This is a genomic window from Achromobacter sp. AONIH1 (genome assembly GCF_002902905.1).
Classification (GTDB): domain Bacteria; phylum Pseudomonadota; class Gammaproteobacteria; order Burkholderiales; family Burkholderiaceae_B; genus Achromobacter.
The window spans coordinates 386,316-406,253 of the sequence record NZ_CP026124.1; the positions used below are offsets into that span (position 1 = coordinate 386,316).

18 protein-coding genes are annotated in these 19,938 nt (G+C 69.4%); 6 read left to right on the forward strand and 12 right to left on the reverse strand.

Annotated features, from left to right (window positions below; all coding sequences use genetic code 11):
* Nucleotides 1-66: 66 nt before the first annotated feature.
* Nucleotides 67-915 (reverse strand): oxaloacetate decarboxylase, encoded by an 849-nt coding sequence (locus C2U31_RS01755; protein ID WP_103271264.1) that lies wholly within the window; start codon nucleotides 913-915, stop codon nucleotides 67-69.
* Between the two features lie 100 nt (nucleotides 916-1,015).
* Between C2U31_RS01755 and C2U31_RS01760 the strand changes: the two genes are divergently transcribed.
* Complete coding sequence (locus tag C2U31_RS01760) at nucleotides 1,016-1,918, forward strand: LysR family transcriptional regulator (protein ID WP_103271265.1); 903 nt, start codon at nucleotides 1,016-1,018, stop codon at nucleotides 1,916-1,918.
* Between the two features lie 79 nt (nucleotides 1,919-1,997).
* On the opposite strand, the gene C2U31_RS01765 is transcribed toward C2U31_RS01760, so the two are convergent.
* Both C2U31_RS01765 and C2U31_RS01770 read right to left on the reverse strand, forming a co-directional pair.
* Nucleotides 1,998-2,813, reverse strand: a complete 816-nt coding sequence (locus C2U31_RS01765) for a siderophore-interacting protein (protein WP_103271266.1) — start codon at nucleotides 2,811-2,813, stop codon at nucleotides 1,998-2,000.
* Between the two features lie 27 nt (nucleotides 2,814-2,840).
* A complete protein-coding gene (locus C2U31_RS01770; RefSeq protein WP_199770935.1) occupies nucleotides 2,841-3,476 on the reverse strand; it encodes a PadR family transcriptional regulator in 636 nt (211 codons plus the stop codon).
* Between C2U31_RS01770 and C2U31_RS01775 the strand changes: the two genes are divergently transcribed.
* Complete coding sequence (locus C2U31_RS01775; protein WP_103271267.1) at nucleotides 3,453-3,821, forward strand: hypothetical protein; 369 nt, start codon at nucleotides 3,453-3,455, stop codon at nucleotides 3,819-3,821. The genes C2U31_RS01770 and C2U31_RS01775 overlap by 24 nt on opposite strands.
* Before the next feature lie 39 nt (nucleotides 3,822-3,860).
* On the opposite strand, the gene C2U31_RS01780 is transcribed toward C2U31_RS01775, so the two are convergent.
* Entirely contained in the window at nucleotides 3,861-4,754 is an 894-nt protein-coding gene (locus tag C2U31_RS01780; protein WP_103271268.1) for a DMT family transporter, read from the reverse strand.
* Between the two features lie 83 nt (nucleotides 4,755-4,837).
* A complete protein-coding gene (locus tag C2U31_RS01785; RefSeq protein WP_103271269.1) occupies nucleotides 4,838-5,728 on the reverse strand; it encodes a helix-turn-helix transcriptional regulator in 891 nt (296 codons plus the stop codon).
* Nucleotides 5,729-5,951: 223 nt separating this feature from the next.
* Here C2U31_RS01785 and C2U31_RS01790 point away from each other — a divergent pair, with 223 nt between their 5' ends.
* A complete protein-coding gene (locus tag C2U31_RS01790) occupies nucleotides 5,952-7,388 on the forward strand; it encodes an MFS transporter (RefSeq protein WP_103271270.1) in 1,437 nt (478 codons plus the stop codon).
* Between the two features lie 8 nt (nucleotides 7,389-7,396).
* Here C2U31_RS01790 and C2U31_RS01795 read toward each other — a convergent pair whose 3' ends face one another.
* The 7 genes from C2U31_RS01795 to C2U31_RS01825 form a co-directional block, all read right to left on the reverse strand.
* Nucleotides 7,397-8,164, reverse strand: a complete 768-nt coding sequence (locus C2U31_RS01795) for a phytanoyl-CoA dioxygenase family protein (protein WP_103271271.1) — start codon at nucleotides 8,162-8,164, stop codon at nucleotides 7,397-7,399.
* Between the two features lie 111 nt (nucleotides 8,165-8,275).
* Nucleotides 8,276-8,755, reverse strand: coding sequence for a DUF2269 domain-containing protein (locus C2U31_RS01800; protein WP_103271272.1), 480 nt, complete (start codon nucleotides 8,753-8,755; stop codon nucleotides 8,276-8,278).
* Nucleotides 8,752-9,156 (reverse strand): DoxX-like family protein, encoded by a 405-nt coding sequence (locus tag C2U31_RS01805; RefSeq protein WP_103271273.1) that lies wholly within the window; start codon nucleotides 9,154-9,156, stop codon nucleotides 8,752-8,754. The genes C2U31_RS01800 and C2U31_RS01805 overlap by 4 nt, the downstream gene beginning before the upstream one ends.
* Nucleotides 9,157-9,170: 14 nt before the next feature.
* On the reverse strand, nucleotides 9,171-10,040 hold the full coding sequence (locus C2U31_RS01810; protein ID WP_103271274.1) for an NAD-dependent epimerase/dehydratase family protein: 870 nt from the start codon (nucleotides 10,038-10,040) through the stop codon (nucleotides 9,171-9,173).
* 37 nt (nucleotides 10,041-10,077) lie between these two features.
* Complete coding sequence (locus tag C2U31_RS01815) at nucleotides 10,078-10,635, reverse strand: GbsR/MarR family transcriptional regulator (RefSeq protein WP_103271275.1); 558 nt, start codon at nucleotides 10,633-10,635, stop codon at nucleotides 10,078-10,080.
* Nucleotides 10,636-10,731: 96 nt separating this feature from the next.
* Complete coding sequence (locus C2U31_RS01820) at nucleotides 10,732-11,808, reverse strand: AI-2E family transporter (protein ID WP_103271276.1); 1,077 nt, start codon at nucleotides 11,806-11,808, stop codon at nucleotides 10,732-10,734.
* Between the two features lie 207 nt (nucleotides 11,809-12,015).
* Complete coding sequence (locus tag C2U31_RS01825) at nucleotides 12,016-13,086, reverse strand: LysR family transcriptional regulator (RefSeq protein ID WP_103271277.1); 1,071 nt, start codon at nucleotides 13,084-13,086, stop codon at nucleotides 12,016-12,018.
* Nucleotides 13,087-13,464: 378 nt separating this feature from the next.
* Between C2U31_RS01825 and C2U31_RS01830 the strand changes: the two genes are divergently transcribed.
* The 3 genes from C2U31_RS01830 to C2U31_RS01840 all read left to right on the forward strand — a co-directional run bounded on the left by C2U31_RS01830 (nucleotide 13,465) and on the right by C2U31_RS01840 (nucleotide 19,483).
* Entirely contained in the window at nucleotides 13,465-14,670 is a 1,206-nt protein-coding gene (locus C2U31_RS01830; RefSeq protein WP_199770936.1) for an efflux RND transporter periplasmic adaptor subunit, read from the forward strand.
* Between the two features lie 25 nt (nucleotides 14,671-14,695).
* Nucleotides 14,696-17,911 carry an efflux RND transporter permease subunit gene (locus tag C2U31_RS01835; RefSeq protein WP_103271278.1) on the forward strand — a complete coding sequence of 1,072 codons (3,216 nt, stop codon included), beginning with the start codon at nucleotides 14,696-14,698 and terminating at the stop codon, nucleotides 17,909-17,911.
* 84 nt (nucleotides 17,912-17,995) lie between these two features.
* Nucleotides 17,996-19,483, forward strand: coding sequence for an efflux transporter outer membrane subunit (locus tag C2U31_RS01840; protein ID WP_103271279.1), 1,488 nt, complete (start codon nucleotides 17,996-17,998; stop codon nucleotides 19,481-19,483).
* Nucleotides 19,484-19,938 lie beyond the last annotated feature (455 nt).

Sequence of the window (19,938 nt, forward strand, 5' to 3'; positions counted from 1 at the left end):
CCACCACGCCGTGCGAGCATGGGCAGAGCGTCTGACTGCAAGCCAGCCGTTGCCTAACTTCCCGCCCTACACCCGATCCAGCTCCAGATAACGCCGGGTCTGCACGATCTCCTCGCGCTCCTTGAAGCTGGCCAGCCGCTCGGCCAGCCCGCTGCTGTCCCCGTGCTTGCGGATCTCGGCCAGCGTCGCCTGCATGGCGTGGATGGCGGCGCGCTGCAGGTCCGAGGGGATGATGGACAGGTGATAGCCCATCGCTTCCAGCTCGGGCAGCGGCACCAGCGGCGTCTTGCCGCCGTAGAACATGTTGATGAGCTTCAGGCCCGGCAGGCGCTGCGCGATGGCGCGGATCTGCTCCAGCGTTTCGGGCGCCTCGACGAAGATCATGTCGGCGCCGGCCTCGATATAGCGTTCGGCGCGCGCGATGGCGGCATCGAAACCTTCCACAGCGATGGCGTCGGTGCGCGCGATGACCAGCGCGTCGTCGTCGGACAGCGTCTGGCGCGCGATGCGGATCTTGCGGCACATTTCCCCGGCGTCGATCAGGCTCTTGTCGTCCAGGTGGCCGCAGCGCTTGGGAAAGGACTGATCCTCGATATGGAAGGCGGCCACGCCGGCGCGCTCCATCGCGCGCACGGTGCGCTCCACGTTGGCCGAGCCGCCAAAGCCGGTGTCGGCATCGGCCACCACCGGCAGACCGCCGGCGTCGACGATCTTCTCGACGCGGTCCATCACTTCGCTGAAGCTGAGCAGACCGATGTCGGGATAGCCGGCGGCGCGGGCGATGGCGCCGCCGCTGGCGTAGACCGCGTCGAAGCCCGCGGCTTCCACCAAGCGGGCGGACAGGCCGTCGTAGGCGCCGGGGGCGGCGACGATGCCGCGCGACAGCAGTTCGCGCAAGCGGGTGCTGGCTTTCATGATGAATCCTTGGAAGATGAACGATGGCTCATCTTCGCCGGCTCGAACTAGAATGTCCAATATATGGGAAATTGATAACTAGAATTTAAAAGGTATCAATATGGAATTGCGGCATCTGCGCTATTTCGTCGCCACCGCCGAAGCCCAGCACTTCACGCAGGCCGCCGAGCAGCTGGGCATGGCGCAGCCGCCGCTGTCGCAGCAGATCCGCCAGCTGGAAGCAGAGGTTGGCACGCCGCTGTTCGACCGCAAGGGCCGCGGCGTGCGGCTGAACGATGCCGGACGCGCCTTCCTGACCTGCGCCCAGGACATCCTGCAACGCGCCGACGCGGCGCTGCAGACCGCCCGGCGCGCGGCGCGCGGCGAGGTGGGCGAGCTGACGCTGGGCTTCACCGAAAGCGCCTCGTTCAATGCCGTGGTGACCGAGCTGATCCGCCAGTACCGGCAGCGCTACCCGGATGTGGAAATGACGCTGACCCAGGGCGACAGCGAAACCCTGGTCGCGCAGCTGCGCGAGGGCGCGCTCGACGCGGCCTTCGTGCGGCCGCCCTTCGCGCTGGACGGCGGCTTGGCCTTCGCCCACCTGGACGAAGAGCCGTTGATGGTGGCGCTGCCGCTGGGCCATGCGCTGGCGCGGCGCAAGCGGCTGGCGCCGGCCGATCTGGCGCAGGAACGCTTCATTCTGTATTCGCGCAAGTCCGGCTACGGTCTCAGCGCCGACATCATGGCGGCCTGCCGCCAGCATGGGCTCAATCCCCTGATCGGCCAGCGCGCGCCGCAGCTGTCGTCGGCGGTGAACCTGGTGGCCGCCGGCATGGGCGTGGCCATCGTGCCGGCGTCGCTGCGCCATCTGCGGCCGGACGGCGTGGCCTGCCGTCCCTTCGCGCTGGACTGGCCGCGCGCGGTATTGGGGCTGGCCCTGCGCGAGGACGCGGGCGGGCGGGCCGCCAACCTGCTGCGGCTGGCGCGGGAACGGGACGGCGCGGCGGTGCAACCGCGTTGAAGCGAGATTGAAAAAGCCGCCGCAGCGTTCAGACGCGCGCGGCGGCCGCGGCGCCAGCCACTGTCGGGATGAGCAAGACTCAGTCGTCGTGCGACTCGTGCACGGCCGCGACGCCGCGCTTCCAGTAGCTGGCCGCGCGGATGCGGCGCTTGTCCACGCCATGCTGGCCCACCATGATCTCGCGCAGCGCCTTGGCGGTGGCAGACTCCGCCGCCACCCAGACATAGCCCTCGCCTTCCGGCAGCTTCAGCTCGCGCGCGGCTTCCAGCAACAGGGTGCTGTAGCCGGCCGCCACGCCGTTGCGATGCAGCCAGCGTACCGAGGCCCGCGCGCGCGTGTCCAGCGCGATTTCATTGTCCGCATCCGGCACTTCGATCAGCGCGATGACCTGCGCGGACGCGGGCAATTCCTCGATCCGCCGGGAAATCGCGGGCAAGGCGGTCTCGTCGCCGATCAGCACATGCCAGTCGAAGCCCATCCGCACCACGAAGGAACCGCGCGGGCCGCCGATACCCAGCACCTGGCCGGGCGCGGCGCGCTCGGCCCAGGTCGATGCGGGACCGTCGCCGTGCATCACGAAGTCGATGACCAGTTCCTGGCGTGCCGCGTCGAAATAGCGCGGCGTGTAGTCGCGCGCCTGCGGGCGCGGCGCGTCGTCGGGAAACTTGATGCCGTCGGGCGTGACGCTGGGCAGGACCAGCGGCTGCGACGGATCGGACGGAAAGAACAGCTTGACGTGATCGTCGAAGGACGGCGACACGAAGTCCTGCAGGTCGGCCCCGGTGAAGGTGACGCGGGCCATCAGCCCGGCCACGCGCTCCACGCGGGACACGATGAGCATGCGCATTTTCAGGTGATGGCGCACACGCTCGACAGATAGATCGCTACGGCTCATGAATGCTCCGGACAGGAAAACGGGGAATCAATCGCGGGACTTGCCCGTGATGGCTTCGGTGGCGCGGCGCAGGATGTCGGCGATGCGGCGCTGTTCGGCCGGCTTGGCGTCGGTGCTGTCCAGCAGGGCGCGCTTGAGCGCGCTGCGGGCCTGCACGAACTCCGGCACCCAGCCGGTGGCGCGGTCCTCGCCCTCGGGGCCCAGGTCTGGCGGCTGGCCGCTCCAGGCCTGGCGCATCCAATCCATCTTGCGCGCGATGTGCTTGAACTTGTTGAACTGCACCGACAGGCGGTCGCGGTTGGCGTCGAGGTATGCGCGACCCGGCACGGCCAGGCTGTAGCGCTTCTTGGCGCCGTCCTGCTCCACGGTGGCGTAGCCCAGCTCTTCCAGGTACGTCAGCGCGGGATACACCATGCCGGGGCTGGGCGTGTAGAAGCCGTTGCTCAGCGTGCCCAGCGCCTTGATAAGCTCGTAACCGTGGCTGGGATTCTGCTCCAGCAGGCCCAGCAGCATCAGTTGCAGGTCTTCGGCCGACACGCGGCGTCCGCGCGTCCAGCCACGGCCGTCGCCGCCGAAATCGTCGTCGGCATCGCCGCCGCGACCGCCAGGGCCGCCCGGCATCCAGCCGCCACCGCTGGCATGGCGCGCGTGCCGGCCGCGCATGCCGTGGTCTTCGTGGCGGCCGTGGTGTTCGTGATAACCGTGGCCTTCGTGATGGGCGTGACGTTCATGGTCGCCGTGATGGCCCTGGTGTTCATGATGACCGTGATGGCCTTGATGGCCGTGGCGATGGGAGTGCTCGTTCCAGTCACCGCAGAACGCGCCGACGGAACGGTCGTGTCGTTCGGCGTGGCGGCCGTCGCGGTGGAACATGGCATGGTCGCGGCGATCGCCGCGGTGCCCGCCGTGGGCGTCGCGGCGCATCTGGCGCGCGGCGCGCGCAAAGGCGACAAGGAATTCGGTGTGGCGCATGGGGGCCTCTCTTGGTTAGTCTTTAGATATATCTAAAGATATATATCGAAAGATACACCTCGGCCTTTCCCGCCGTCAACCTCCGCGTTCGCGCACCCCCAGCGCGATCCCCCCCACGATCAGCCCCATGCCGGCCAGCAGCGCGCCGCCCAGGGGCTCGCCCAGCACCGCCGCCGAGCACAGCAGGCCGAACACGGGCACGCCCAGCAGGCCGATGGATGTGACGCCGGCCGGCAAGGAGCGGTTGACGTTCACCGCCGCCCAATACGCCACGGCGATGCCGAACACCCCGCCGTAGCCGAGCAGCCACGCGAGGTCCGCGCCCCAGATCACGCGCGGCGCGCCTTCCCTCGCCCAGGCCACCGCCGACAACACCACGGTCGCCAGCAGCGCCTGCCAGAAGGCCAGCTCGAACGGCGGCGTCACCCAGCGGTGGGCGCGCACATAGACGATGTTGGCGGCCCAGCACAGCGCCGCGAGCAGCACCAGCGCATTGCCGAAGATGGCCGCGCGGTCGCTCCAGTCGAATGCCAGCGGATTGAAGATCAGGACCAGGCCGGCCAGCCCCAGCAGCAGCCCGGCGCGGCGGCCCGGTCCGATCGGTTCGCCCAGGAACAGCCGCGCGGCCGGGATGACCCAGAGCGGCGTGGTGTAGGCCAGCACCACCGAGCGTCCGGCCGGCACATGCTGCAATCCCAGGCTCACCAGCGCGGCGAACGCGCCCATGTGCAACAGCCCCACGCTCAGGATCACGGGAATGTCGGCACGCACCGGCCAGGCCACGCGGCGCAGCGCCAGCCCCAATAGCAGCAAGGCCACGGCGCCGACGGCGCTGCGCGCGGCCACCGCCCACAAGGGCGTCATGTATTGCAGCAGCAGCTTGCTGACGACCCAGGTGAAGCCCCAGGCCAGCACCACCACGGCCAGCAGCGCCAGCGCCTGGCGCCGGGAAAGCGAATCCTTGCTCATTTTCTGCGGCGCCACGCGGCGCGTTGCGGACAAGCCCAGACTATAGGAGCCGGGCGCGCCGCCGCCGTAGCGCCACGCCGCGCCTATTCTCTGGAGCCACGCGCGGCGGGCCGGCGCGCCAGCCATTTCGCGGCCTCGGCCGCCCTGGCATCGTCGGGCGCCGGTGCGTACACCACCAGGCTCAGGTGCCGGTTCTCGTCCACGGTCAGCGTGGCGTGCTCGAAGGCCACCTCGCCCAGCGCGCCCAGGTTCAGGCTGCGCAGGCCCAGGCAGGAACCATGCACATCGTGCTCGCGCCACCAGGCCTTGAAGTCCGGCGATACGCGCTCCAGCTCCTCGACCAGCTCAACGATGTCGGGCACGTCGGAGGCGCTGGCGAAGCTGCGGCGAAAACTCGACAGCATGCGCGGCGCCTGCGCCTGCCAGTCCACGAAGACCTCGCGCATGTGCGGATCGACGAACAGCATCCACAGCAGGTTGCGGCGGCCCGGCGCCTGCGCCGAATAGCGGAATACCTTGTCCGCCGCCGCGTTCCAGGCCACCACGTCCCAGCGCAGGTTGAGGATGTAGGCGGGTCGGGCCGGCAGATCGTCCATCAGCCGGCGCAGCTGCGGCGGCACGGTACAGAGCGTGCGGCCGGGCTCGGCCGGCGGACGCTGGTGCGCCAGCAGGTACAGGTGGCGGCGCTCGGCCGCGTCCAGCTTCAATACCCGCGCCAGGTTGTCCAGGAAGCCGGCCGACACGCTGATGTTGCGGCCCTGCTCGAACCAGGTGTACCAGGCCAGGCCCACCCCGGCGAGCGCGGCCACTTCCTCGCGTCGCAGTCCCGGCGTGCGCCGCCGGCCGCCTGCCGGCAGGCCGAGTTCGGCGGGACTCAGGCGTTCGCGCCGCAGGCGCAGGAATTCGGACAGGTCGGCGCGGGTACGCGCCAGGCGCGGCGTGGTGGAAGCGGGGACCGCGGCGGTGTCGTTCATGGAAGCCTGACGCAAGGAACGCGCCGCTCGAACCCGCGCGGCGCGGGCGCGCGCAATGGCGCGGACCGTCTCGCCGCCGGGCCACCGGGCGCGTGCGCGGGAACAGAGGAGAACGGCCAGTCTATTGCCTGTAGTAACAGCATAAACAGCTAAATTGTATAAGCCTGAAGAGGCTCACAGAATAGCGCCGTTTCCTTCTGGATTTCATTGTTCCGGCGCCTCCATGACCACTTCCGCCCTTCCCTCTCCCTGCCCCGCCCGGGCCGCGCGTCCCGGCCGCCTGGGTCTGGCCGTGCTGCTGTCCGGCGGCTTCATCACCATCTTCGACCTGTTCGTGGTGAACATCGCCATCCCCAGCATGCAGCGCACGCTGGACGCGAGCTTCGCGCAGATCAACTTCATCATCGTGGCCTACGAGCTGGCCTATGGCGTGCTGCTGATCGCCGGCAGCCGGCTGGGCGACCGCCTGGGCCGGCGCCGGCTGTTCGTGTTGGGCATGCTGGGCTTCGCGCTGACCTCGGCGCTGTGCGGGCTGGCGCCGGACGCCAATGCGCTGATCTGCGCGCGCGCGCTGCAGGGCGTGGCGGCGGCCATGCTGTTCCCGCAGGTGTACGCGCTGATCCGCGTCAGCTACGACGGCCACGCGCGCCGCCGCGCGTTCGGCCTACTAGGCATGACGCTGGGGCTGGCGGCCATCGCCGGCCAGGTGCTGGGCGGCTGGATCGTGCACGCCGACCTGTTCGGCCTGTCCTGGCGCGTGATCTTCCTGGTCAATGTGCCGCTGGGCCTGGCCGCCTGGAAGCTGGCGCGCCATCTGCCGGAGTCGCGCGAGCCTTCGGCCTCGTCGATGGACTGGCCCGGTGCCGCGCTGGCCGGGCTGGGCCTGGGCCTGCTGATGCTGGCGCTGATCGAGGGCCCGGCGCGGCACTGGCCTGCCTGGACGCTGGCCAGCGCCATGCTGGCCGTGGCCGCGCTGGCATTGTTCGTGCGCGCGCAGCGCCGCATCGGCGCGGCCGGCGGCGCGCCGCTGGTGGACATGCCCCTGCTGACGCAGCCGCGCTTCGCCACCGGCTGCCTGCTGGTGCTGCTGGTGTTCTCGACGGCCGCCGCGCTGTTCCTGTGCTACGCGCTGCTGATGCAGACCGGGCTGGGCGTGGACGCGCTGACGGCGGGTTCCATCTTCGCGCCGGCCAGCGTGGGCTTCGTGGCCGGCTCGATGCTGGCGCCGCGACTGGTGGCGCGCCACGGCACGCCGGCCATCGCGCTGGCCGCGCTGCTCTATGGCGGCGCCACGGCGGCGCTGATGCTGCAGGTGGGTGCGGCCGGCGGAGCGCTGTCGCCCTGGTCGCTGGTGCCGGTGCTGGTGTGGCTGGGCGCGGCGCAGGGCGCGGTCAACACGCCGCTGGTGAACCTGACGCTGGGCCTGGTGCCGGACCATCAGGCCGGCATGGCCGCCGGCGTGGTGTCGACGTTGCAACAGGTGGGCGCGGCGCTGGGCGTGGCGGCCGCGGGCATGCTGTTCAGCGGCGCGCTGGAGGCCGGCGCTGGCGCGGCGGCCGGCGACCGCTATGCGCAGGCCTTCGCCAGCGCGCTGCAATTCAACGTGGCCGCCATTGCGCTGTCGGCGCTGCTGCTGTGGCGGCTGGGCCGGCGCGGCTGAGGCCGGGCTCAGCCCGCCAGCGGCACGCCCGGCTGGCTGGCCGAGCGCGTGCCGGGCAACGGGTGACAGGATTGCGGATGATAGGTGTGGACCAGCGACAGCTTGACGCGGTCACTGCTGTTGCCCTGGGCGGCGTGCAGCGTGCGACAGTGGAAGAACACCACATCGCCCGGCTCCAGGTCCGGGCAGACCGCGCGCGCGATCCAGGGCGCGTTCAGCGGCTCGTCGTCGCGGAAGAATTTCTTGGCGTCGAACTGGGCCGGCTGGAACGCCGCCGCATGCGAGCCGGGGATGAATGAAAGGCCGCCGTTGGCGCGCGTCTCGTGGCCCAGGGCAAGCCAGCAGGACACCAGATCGGTATCCGAGAACGACCAGTAGCGGATGTCCTGATGCCAGCCGGTCAGGCTGCCGTAGGCCGGATGCTTGGTCATGACGCAATTGTGGTGCACGGTGGACAGCACCGGCGTCTCGCCGAAATAGCGCGCCAGCCACTGGCCGATGGCCGGGTCCGTGGCCCATTGCGCGTACAGCGGGTCACGACCGTAGGCGGACAGCAGGCGGCGCACGGTCTGGCCGCCCTCGGCCTGGCGCGACTCGGGCGCGCCGGGATAGCGCAGGTCGGCTTCGTATTCGATCGGCGCGACGTGATCCCGCAAATGGCGCTCGGACAGCGCGCGCAAGGCGGCCACCCTGCCAGCGTCGGCGAAACCGCGCGCCACCACGAAGCCCTGCTCGCGCAGGACGGCTATCTGTTCATCTGTGGGCAACGCGGCCATCTCGATTCTCAAGGCAACACGGGCGTCCACGGGGCTCCGACAGCAAGCGGACGCAAGGGCGCTAGATTACTGCAAATCGCCCTGGGCAAGCCCGCGCTCCCGACGCGGGTTTCATCCGCCCCACAGCGCGGGCTTGTTGACCATCAGGTAGTAGGTCACGGCCATGGCGATGAAGGCCGGGTAGCCCAGCGCCTCCCAACGCCGCGCATACCGCGCGTACCGCTTGGGCAGCGCCCCCTGCGCCGCGTGCGCGTCGCGCGCCATGGCCGCCATGCGCAGCTGCAGCCAGACCACCGGCAGCCAGCAGGCGCCCGCCAGCGCGTACAGGCCGATGGACAGCGCCAGCCAGGGCGTCGTCGGCGACCAGCCCGCCATATGCGCCAGCGCGATGCCCGAGATCGGCTGGATGATCACGCAGGGCGTGGTGAACCACCAGTCGGCACGCACCACCAGCCGGCTGACGACGGCCTGGGCAGCGACGTTGCCGCTGCGGTTGGTGAAGAACATGTAGAAGGCCGACCCCAACCCCGTGCCCACCATCAGCACGCTGGACACGATATGCACGGACTTGAGCAACAGATAGGCATTCATGCGAGCTCCTTCTTCTTGGCGTGGGCCGACATCAGGTGCAGCAGCATCGCCGCGATCGGCAGGTTCTTAAGCAACGGCCCGAGCGGATGCAGCCACAGCGCGGGCTGCAGGACGCTGGCCGTCACGGTCATCGCCAGCATCAGCGCCAGCGCGGCCAGATAGCTGGAGCGGCCGGGCCGCAGCCAAAGCGCCAGGCCCACGGCCAGGTCGGCCAGCAGGCCGCTCCAGACCAGCAGGGCCTGCCAGTGCGTGTCGAGGATGCCGGCGTCGGCCAGCAACCGTGCGCTCAAGCCTTTGTGTTCCAGTGCGCTGACGAGCGCCGTGCCCAGCCAGACGACGACCAGGCTGGCATGCATGAGGCGCTGGCCACAGGGGACGGTATTTACGGCGGACAAAGCCATGCGACGGTTTCCGTTCAGTCGCGGCGCAGCGTGGCCAGCAGCTGTCCGGGCGCGACGCCCGGTCGGCCCAACCAGCGCTCCAGGGCGGCCGGATCGGTGACGTTGTCGCTTTCCAGCAGCGCCAGCGTTTCGCTGCACCAGGGAGACCACGGCAACCCGTCGCCGGCGCGCGCGCTGGCCCGGCTCAGCCAGCCGGGCAGCGCGCCGACGCAGGCCGGCCTGTGACCCATCTGCGCGCGCAGGCTGGCGATCAGGTCCGCCAGCGGCAAGGCCTCGGGCCCGCCGATCTCGACCAGGCCCGACGGCGCATCCGAACCCGCCACGCGCGCCACCGCGTCGGCCAGGTCGCGCACGGCCACGGGCTGCACGCGCGCTTGCAGCACCGCGCGCGGCAGCAGCAGGGCCGGCAGGCGCGCCAGGGCCAGGAACAGCTGGCTGCTGGCGCCGCCGGCGCCGAACACCACGCTGGGACGCAGCACGCAGCCGTTCAACCGCCCCTGCTCCGTCAGCGCCAGCAGATGCTCGTCGGCGGCACGCTTGGTGCTGGCGTAGCGCGTGGCGCTGTGCGCGATGCCCAGGGCCGAGATCTGCACCACCCGCCGCACGCCCGCCGCCGCGCAGGCGTCGAACAGCGCGATGGGGGCGTCGGCATGCATGGCTTGCAGCGGCCGGCCGGCGCTGTCGCGCAGCACGCCCACGGCGTTGATCACGGCGTCGATGCCGGCCAGATGCGGCAGCCAGGCCTCGGCCGTGAGCGCCTTGGAAAAATCCAGCGGGGGCGCCGTGCGGCGGCTGCGCTGCACGGGCTCATGGCCCGCCTGCTTCAGGCTGTCGACGATATGGCGGCCAATGAACCCCGTGCCGCCGCAGACCAGGATACGCATGATGACCTCACATTTCTCTGATTACAGAAATATCCGCTCAGCGTTTGCGCTTGGGGGCGGCCGTGGGCGGCTGCCCGGAACGGATGAAGCGTTGCACGCTGGCGCCCAGGCGCAACACCTTGTCCAGCGTCGAGGGGGACAGGCGCAGCATCTCGTCGGTCCAGATGCCCAGCGATTCCATCAGGCGCAATGTCTCGTGCACGCGGTCCTGGGTGTCGGGCGATTCCTCCTCGAAGCCGGGCTCGGCGATCAGGTCGCGCAGCATCTGCGAGGTGGGATCGAATTCGCGCTGCTTGCGCTCGCGCACGATGGTGCGCAGCAGTTCCCAGACGTCGGCGGAGGTGTCGAAGTAGTCGCGCCGGTCGCCGGGTCGGCGGCTGCTGCGGATCAGCCCCCAGTTCAGCAATTCCTTGAGGCTGTTGCTGACATTGGAGCGCGCGGCGTTCAGGGTGTCGGCGATTTCCTCGGCGTTCAGCGGCCTGCCGTGGAAAAAGAGCAGCGCGTGGATCTGCGCGACCGTCCGGTTCACGCCCCAGCTGTTGCCCATGTCTCCCCAGTGGAGAATGAAGCGTTGTGCGATGGGAGTCAGTTTCATGACTCCAGTGTCGAGGCGCCTGAAATTTCTGTCAAGACAGAAATTTCAATTTCTTGTGACGCGCAGGCGTGGCGGCCGTCGGCCGCGCCGGATGACTTACTTGCCGGCGGCGGCGTCGCGCTCCTGTTCCTCGTGGTGCACCCATTCGCGCCACACGGCCACCAGCAGCGCCATCAGCACCGGGCCGACGAACAGGCCCACGATGCCCATGGTCTTGACCCCGCCCACCAGGCCGAAGAAAGTCGGCAGGAACGGCAGCTTGACCGGCCCGCCCACCAGGCGCGGACGCAGGGTCTTGTCGACGATGAACAGCTCCACGCTGCCCCAGACCATCAGCGCGATGCCGGCGACCATGTGGCCGGAACCGACCAGGTACAGCGACACCAGCGTGAAGGACAGCGGCGCGCCGCCGGGGATCAGCGCCATGAAGCCGGTCACCACGCCCAGCAGCACCGGCGACGGCACGCCCGCGATCCAGTAGGCCACGCCCAGCACCACGCCCTCGCCCAGGGCGATCAGGCCCATGCCGGTGACGGTGGAGTTGATGGTGGCCGGCACCACGCGCGAGAAGCGCTGCCAGCGCGCCGGCAGGATGCGTTCGCCCAGCACGTCCAGCTGGGCCACCATGCGATTGCCGTCCTTGTAGACGAAGAACAGCGTGATCAGCATGAACAGCACGGTCAGCAGCAGCTGGAACACATTGCCAGTGGCGGCCAGCACCATGCGGTAGATGTTGCCCAGATGTTCGCCGCTGACGGCCTCGACCAGCGCGCCCAGCGCGTGGGGCTGGCCGATGTAGGCCTGCCAGTATTCCCCCAGCCGCTCGCCCAGCACCGGCATGGACGTGATCCAGGCGGGCACGTCGACGCCATGGCGGTTGGCCGCGATGGCCCAGGCGAAGAAGGAGCTGGCTTCCTTGATGGCGTAGGACAGCGCCAGCGACAGCGGCACGACCAGCACCACGATGACCACCAGCAGCGCCAGCGTGGCCGCCAACGCGGTGCGTCCGCCGCAGCGCGTCACCAGGCGCTGGTAGACCGGCCAGCTGGCCAGGCCGATGATCAGCGCCGCCAGCGCGGGCACCAGGAAACCGCTGAGGAAATACGCTCCCGCCAACAGTACGAGCAACAAAAGCCCACGGGCGATCAGGTATGCGGGAAGAACAGGCTGCATGTATGCGTATCGGCAGAAAAGGCGTTACGGGCTTTGACTGTCGGACTATACAGACGTTTCACATCATGCGATGGACGCGAAGCCTGTAATTGCTACGGGGTTTCCCCAGGAAACGGGGACGGGCGGACGCGAAAGCGTCGGGGACGAAGTCCCGCGCCGCTCGGCGCGATGGCGGCCGGCCCTAAGCGGGCCGGCGCCATCGTCCGCCTACAGCGCGTATTCCGCCGCTTCCTCGCGGGCGCTGCGCCGGCCCAGCAGGGCCTCGGTCAGCGTGGCGCGGGCGGGCTCGGGCTGCGGCGCGGGCAACCGGGCCTTGGCCGCCTCGCTCTTGAAGACGCCGCAGGTGAGCGCGGCGGGATCGGTCTCGTCGCGGCCGCTCAACAGCGGGCAGCTGGCGAACAGCTCGGCCACCCAGTCGGCGAAGGCGCGCACCTTGGGCGAGAGCTGGCGGCTCTGCGGGTAGAGGATGGACATCGGCACGGCGCCGGGCTTCCACTGCGGCAGCACCTCGATCAGCTCGCCCGATTGCAGGTGCGGCAACGCCATGTAGCGCGGGGTCTGGATCAGGCCAAAGCCCTTCAGCCCGCAATCCAGGTAGGCCCCGGCCTCGTTCACCGCCACCGTGCCCTTCATTTCGACTTCCTGGTGCTTGTCGTCCACCTTGAAGTTCCAGGCGCAGTTGCGGCCGCTGCGGCTCATGAAGTAATGCACCGCGTGATGCCGGCCCAGTTCCTCGATGGTCTGCGGCATGCCGTGGCGCGAGATGTACGACGGCGACGCGCAGGTCACGGTCTGCAGCATGCCGATGCGGCGCGCCACCAGGCTGGAATCCTCCAGGTCGCCGGAGCGGATCACGCAGTCGACGGCTTCCTGCACCATGTCCACCGGCCGGTCGCCCAGGCCCAGCACCAGCTCGACGTCGGGGTACTTGTCGTGGAAATCGCACAATGACGGAATCAGGATCAGCCGGCCGATGCAGGTCGGCACGTCGATGCGCAGCCGCCCCTTCAGGCGCAACGCCGCTTCCTGGAAGCAGGCCTCGGTTTCCTCGACGTCGGCCAGAATGCGCACGCAGTGCTGGTAATAGCCGGCGCCGTCCGGCGTCAGACCGATGCGCCGCGTGGTGCGGTTCAGCAGACGCACGCCCAGCAGGCGTTCGAGGTTCTGGATGATGGTGGTGACGGTGGTGCGCGGAAGGGAAAGGCTGTCGGCCGCCCGGGTGAAGCTATTGGCGTCCACGACGCGCACGAACACCTGCATAGCCTGGAAACGGTCCATGTCGGCGTGCTCTGTAAAAGTCGGGGTGTGGGAAGCATAACCCGAAACCCGCCGGGATTAGTCGTTCTTGACGACTAGTGTTGCCGAAACAGACGGGTTTATCCGGCACCAGATAACACTCAGAATGGCAACCATCTTGAAGCGCCCGTGCCTCCCGGCACCGCCAGACGGGCACGTCAACCCTCAGCCTCCGCGTCCGCGCCCCGGCCAGCCCTAGCCAAGCTGCCAGCGCCGGACAGTCGACCCCGGTCGATGTTGCAACGCAACATAAATCGGAAGCCGAGGATTGCCGCGCCCAGGCGGCCCGCCGGCCGCCGCCGCCCGCCCCCGGCCTTTACGCGCGGACGCTTCGCTCCTCTCCTCACATCAAGGAACATCATGGTTTCGCGTAATCGTTTTGCTGTGCTCGCCGTTTTCGCAGCCGTCATCGCGGCCGGCGGCGGCTATGCCCTGTTTCGCGCGCCCGCCGGCGCCAATGCCGCCCAGGCCCAGACCGCGCCCGCCGCGCCCCAGGTCGACGTGGCCGAAGTGGTCAACAAGTCCATCGTCGACTGGCAGCGCTATTCCGGCCGCCTGGAAGCCATCGACCGGGTCGACATCCGCCCGCTGGTCTCCGGCACCCTGACCGCCGTGCACTTCCGGGACGGCACCATCGTCAAGAAGGGCGATGTGCTCTTCACCATCGACCCGCGCCCCTACGCGGCCGAGGTGGACCGCGCCGCCGCCGCCCTGACGGCGGCGCGCGCCCGCGCTTCCTACACCGCCAGCGAACTGGCGCGCGGCCAGCGCCTGCTGGGCGACAACGCCATCGCCCGCCGCGACTTCGAGGAAAAGCAGAACGCCGCCCGCGAAGCCGCCGCCAACCTGCAAGGCGCCCAGGCCGCGCTGGACTACGCCAGGCTGAACCTGGGCTACACCCGCATCGAGGCCCCGGTGGCCGGCCGCGTCTCGCGCGCCGAGGTCACGGTGGGCAACGTGGTCGCCGCCGGCGCCGCCTCGGTGCCGCTGACCACGCTGGTGTCGGTGTCCAAGATGTACGCATCGTTCGACGTGGACGAACAAACCTTCCTGAAGTACATCAACCCGGCCCGCAACGGCAAGGCCGGCAGCGTGCCGGTGGAACTGGGCCTGGCCAACGAGGACGGCTATTCGCGCACCGGCGTCGTGCAATCGGTGGACAACCGCCTGGACGCCACGTCCGGCACCATCCGCGTGCGCGCCGAGTTCGACAACGCCGACGGCTCGCTGCTGCCCGGTCTGTACGCCCGTATCCGCCTGGGCGGCACCGAGCCGCGCCAGGCCGTGCTGATCGACGAGAAGGCCATCGGCACCGACCAGGACAAGCGCTACGTGCTGGTGCTGGACGACAAGAACAACGCCGTCTACCGCCAGGTCAAGCTGGGCGCCAACCAGGACGGCCTGCGCGTGGTCGATTCCGGCCTCGCGGCCGGCGAGCGCATCGTCGTCAACGGCCTGCAGCGCATCCGCCCGGGCGACCCCGTGACGCCCACCGTCGTGCCCATGGCCTCGGCCCAGCGCAAGCCGGTCCAGACCGCATCGAACGCCGCGGCCTCGGTGAACTGAGCCGCCGCACCCGACGAGACCCCTCATGAACATCTCGAAATTCTTCATCGACCGGCCGATCTTCGCGGGCGTGCTGTCCGTGCTGGTGCTGCTGGCGGGCCTGCTGGCCATGTTCCAGCTGCCCATCTCCGAGTACCCGGAAGTCGTGCCGCCCTCGGTGGTGGTACGCGCCCAGTACCCCGGCGCCAACCCCAAGGTCATCGCCGAAACCGTCGCCTCGCCGCTGGAGGAATCCATCAACGGCGTGGAGAACATGCTCTACATGCAGTCGCAGGCCAACAGCGACGGCAACCTGACGCTGACCGTCAACTTCAAGCTGGGCGTGGACCCGGACAAGGCCCAGCAGCTGGTGCAGAACCGCGTCTCGCAGGCGCTGCCGCGCCTGCCGCCGGACGTGCAGCGCCTGGGCGTGACCACGGCCAAGAGCTCGCCCACGCTGACGCTGGTGGTGCACCTGATCTCGCCCAATGACCGCTACGACATCACCTACCTGCGCAACTACGCGATCCTGAACGTCAAGGACCGCCTGGCCCGCATCACGGGCGTGGGCGAAGTGACGGTGTGGGGTTCGGGCAACTACTCGATGCGCGTCTGGCTGGACCCGCAGAAGGTCGCGCAGCGCGGCATGACCGCCGGCGAAGTGATCAACGCCATCCGCGAGCAGAACGTGCAGGTTGCCGCCGGCGTGATCGGCGCCTCGCCCACGCTGGGCGACGTGCCGCTGCAGCTGAACGTGAACGCGCGCGGCCGCCTGCAGACCGAGGAGGAGTTCCGCGACATCATCCTGAAGACCTCGCCCGACGGCGCCGTGACGCACCTGTCCGACGTGGCGCGCGTGGAGCTGGACGCCCAGGAATACGGCCTGCGCTCGCTGCTGGACAACAAGCAGGCGGTGGGCATGGGCATCATGCAGTCGCCCGGCGCCAACGCGCTGGACGTGTCCACCAAGGTGCGCGCGGCCATGGCCGAGCTGGCCCAGGACTTTCCCCCGGGCGTGGAATACCGCATCGAGTACGACCCCACCCAGTTCGTCAGCGCCAGCATCGAGGCGGTGGTTCACACGCTGCTGGAAGCGATCGCGCTGGTGGTTCTGGTGGTGATCCTGTTCCTGCAGACCTGGCGCGCGTCCATCATCCCGCTGCTGGCCGTGCCGGTCTCCATCGTGGGCACTTTCGCGCTGCTCCTGGTCTTCGGCTATTCCATCAACGCGCTGTCGCTGTTCGGCATGGTGCTGGCCATCGGCATCGTGGTGGACGACGCCATCGTCGTGGTGGAAAACGTCGAGCGCAACATCGCCGCCGGGCTCACGCCGCGCGAGGCGACCTACCGCGCCATGCGGGAAGTGAGCGGCCCCATCATCGCCATCGCGCTGACGCTGTGCGCGGTGTTCGTGCCGCTGGCCTTCATGACCGGCCTGACCGGGCAGTTCTACAAGCAGTTCGCCATGACCATCGCCATTTCGACGGTGATCTCGGCGTTCAACTCGCTGACCCTGTCGCCGGCGCTGTCGGCCATCCTGCTCAAGGGCCACCATGAGAAGCCGGACTGGCTGACCCGTGGCATGAACCGCGTCTTCGGCCGCTTCTTCAACGGTTTCAACAACCTGTTCGGCCGCGCCTCGGAATCCTATGGCGTGGGCGTGTCCGGCGTGATCCGCCGCAAGGCCGGCGCCATGGGCGTGTACGCGCTGCTGGTGGCCGCCACCATCGGCGTATCGTACCTGGTGCCCGGCGGCTTCGTGCCCGCGCAGGACAAGCAGTACCTGATCGGCTTCACGCAGCTGCCCAACGGCGCCTCGCTGGACCGCACCGACGCGGTCATCCGACGCATGAGCGACATCGCCCTGAAGGAACCCGGCGTGCAGAGCGCCATCGCCTTCCCCGGCCTGTCGATCAACGGTTTCACCAACAGTTCCAGCGCCGGCATCGTGTTCGTGATGCTCAAGCCGTTCAACGAGCGCAAGGGCGCGGCGCTGTCGGGCAATGCCATCGCGGGCTCGCTGAACCAGAAGTTCGCCGCGATCCAGGACGCGTTCATCGCCGTGTTCCCGCCCCCGCCGGTGATGGGCCTGGGCACGCTGGGCGGCTTCAAGTTCCAGATCGAGGACCGCGGCGCCGCCGGCTATGCCGAGCTGGACAAGGCCAAGGCCGCCTTCCTGGCCAAGGCGCGCCAGGCGCCGGAACTGGGCCCGGCCTTCTCCAGCTACGAGATCAACGTGCCGCAGCTGGACGTGGACCTGGACCGCGTCAAGGCAAAGCAGCTGGGCGTGCCGGTGACGGAAGTGTTCGACACCATGCAGATCTACCTGGGCTCGATGTACGTGAACGACTTCAACCGCTTCGGCCGCGTCTTCCAGGTGCGGGCGCAGGCGGACGCGCCGTTCCGCGCCCATGCCGACGACATCCTGCAGCTGAAGACCCGCAACAACGCCGGTGACATGGTGCCGCTGTCGTCGCTGGTCACGGTCAAGCAGACCTTCGGCCCGGAAATGGTGGTGCGCTACAACGGCTACACCGCCGCCGACATCAACGGCGGCCCGGCGCCGGGCTACTCGTCCGATCAGGCCCAGGCCGCGGCCGAGCGCGTGGCCGCCGAGACGCTGCCGCGCGGCATGAAGCTGGAATGGACCGACCTGACCTACCAGCAGATCCTGGCGGGCAACGCCGGCCTGTGGGTGTTCCCCATCAGCGTGCTGCTGGTGTTCCTGGTGCTGGCCGCGCTGTACGAAAGCCTGACGCTGCCGCTGGCCGTAATCATGATCGTGCCCATGAGCATCCTGGCCGCGCTGACGGGCGTGTACCTGACCGGCAACGACAACAACATCTTCACCCAGATCGGGCTGATGGTGCTGGTGGGCCTGTCGGCCAAGAACGCGATCCTGATCGTGGAATTCGCCCGCGAGCTGGAGATGAACGGCCGCAGCCCGCTGGAGGCCGCCATCGAGGCCAGCCGCCTGCGCCTGCGCCCCATCCTGATGACGTCGATCGCCTTCATCATGGGCGTGGTGCCGCTGGTGCTGTCGTCCGGCGCCGGCTCGGAAATGCGCCACGCCATGGGCGTCGCCGTGTTCTTCGGCATGCTGGGCGTGACCCTGTTCGGCCTGTTCCTGACGCCGGTGTTCTACGTGCTGCTGCGCTCCATCGGCGGCAAGCAGCTGCATTCGGCGGCGCCGCATGAAGCGCCGGTCTGCGTGCCGCACATCGACCCGCACGCGCCGCCCGCCTCGCAGCACGGCGCCTGATCCGGCCATCGAACCAGGACTAGAGCCAGAAGCCAGCGCGTCCCGTCCAGCGGGGCGGGACGCGCCCTCAAGAGAATAGCCATCATGAAGAAAAGACTGATCCGCGGTTCCGCCCTGCTTGCCACGCTGCTCGTGCTGGCCGGCTGCGCGGTGGGACCGGACTACCAGCGGCCCGCGGCCGCCACCCCGGCTGCCTACAAGGAAGCCGCCCTGCCCGCCTCGGAAGCCGGCAGCTGGAAAACCGCCGAACCCGCCGAGCAAGCCCTGCGCGGCGAATGGTGGAAGCTGTTCGGCGACGAGGGCCTGAACCAGTTGCAGGAAGAAGCGCTGCGCGCCAACCAGAACCTGCAGGCCGCCGCCGCCCGCCTGACGCAGGCCCGCGCGCTGCAACGCGAGGCGCGCGCCGCCTTCTTCCCCAGCCTGGACGCCGCCTTCGGCCCCTCGCGCCAGCGCCCCTCGGCGGTGTCGCGCGGCCTGCCCGACGGCACGCCGACCAGCCCGTCGACCACCTGGCGCGCCCAGGCCAGCGTGGCCTACGAGGCCGACCTGTTCGGCCGCGTTTCGTCAACGGCCGACGCCGCCACCGCCGACGCGCAGCAGAGCGAGGCGCTGTACCGCTCGGTGCTGCTGGCGCTGCAGGCCGACGTCGCCACCACCTACTTCCTGGTGCGCGAGCAGGACGCCGAGGCGCAGCTCTACCGCCAGACGGTGCAGCTGCGCACCGAGACGCTGCAACTGATCCAGCGCCGCTATGACGCCGGCGACATCAGCGAGCTGGACCTGGCGCGCGCCAGGTCCGAGCTGGCGCAGGCGCAGTCCGAGGCGCTGGGCATCGACCGCCGCCGCGCCGCCGCCGAACACGCGCTGGCCGTGCTGCTGGGCCGCGCGCCGTCCGACTTCGCCATGCCGCCGCAGCCGCTGCAGAAGGTCGCGGTATCGGTGCCGGCCGGCCTGCCGTCCACGCTGCTGGAACGCCGCCCGGATATCGCCGCCGCCGAGCGCGCGATGGCCGCCGCCAATGCGCGCGTGGGCGCCGCCAAGTCGGCGTTCTTCCCGCGCCTGGACATCACCGGCGCGTTCGGCTACGAGTCGTCGGAGCTGGGCAATCTGTTCCAGTGGTCCAGCCGCACGTTCCTGCTGGGTCCGCTGGTGGGCGCGGCGCTGTCGATGCCGATCTTCGACGGCGGCCGCCGCCAGGCCGGCCTGGACCGCGCCCGCGCGGTCTACGAGGAAGACGTGGCGCTGTACCGGCAGACGGTGCTGAATGCGTTCCGCGAGGTCGAGGACAATCTGGCGAACCTGCGGATTCTGGCGGACCAGACGCGGGCGCAGGACGCGGCCGTGGAGTCGGCGGCGCGGGCGGCGAAGCTGTCGCACACGCAGTATCGGGAGGGGGCGATCAACTATCTGGATGTGATCGAGGCGGATCGCAGCGTGTTGCTGCAGCAGCGGGTGTCGGTGCAGCTGAGCGGGGAGCAGGCTCGGTCTGCCGTGGGGTTGATTCGGGCGTTGGGTGGAGGATGGGGGAATCCTGTGCCTGGGGCTGGGGCTGGGCAGGTGGCTGTTAAGTAGGAGGCCTTTTGCGGGGGCGGGTGCTCGGTGTGCTCGGTGTGCTCGCTGCCGTTGAATTGCGTGTTGTGCTTCGTGGTGTGTGTCGTTGCTGTCGCTTCTTGGGCCGCCCCTCGGGCGGGGCGGCGCGGCTGCTCGCGCCCACGATTGCGGTCCGGAGCCTTCGCTCCGGACTGCCCCGTTGTCATCCTCGTTGCCGCCTGCGGCGGCTGCCTTCGGATTCCCTCGGGCGCATCGAGGTTGCTCGCAGCCGCGCCGCCCCGCCCGAGGGGCTGCGAGTTTCGACGGATGTGGCGTTGCTGGAGCCGTGGTCGGGGGCGAGGTTTGCGTCGCCCGCAGAAACTGGCCGCGCGGGCGGCCAGTTTCTGCATACGTGGTGTCTTGCTTCGCCACGCAGCACTTCTCATTGGATTGGCTGAGATCAGCAAAAGTCAGACGAAGTGAACGTCGCCATCCCA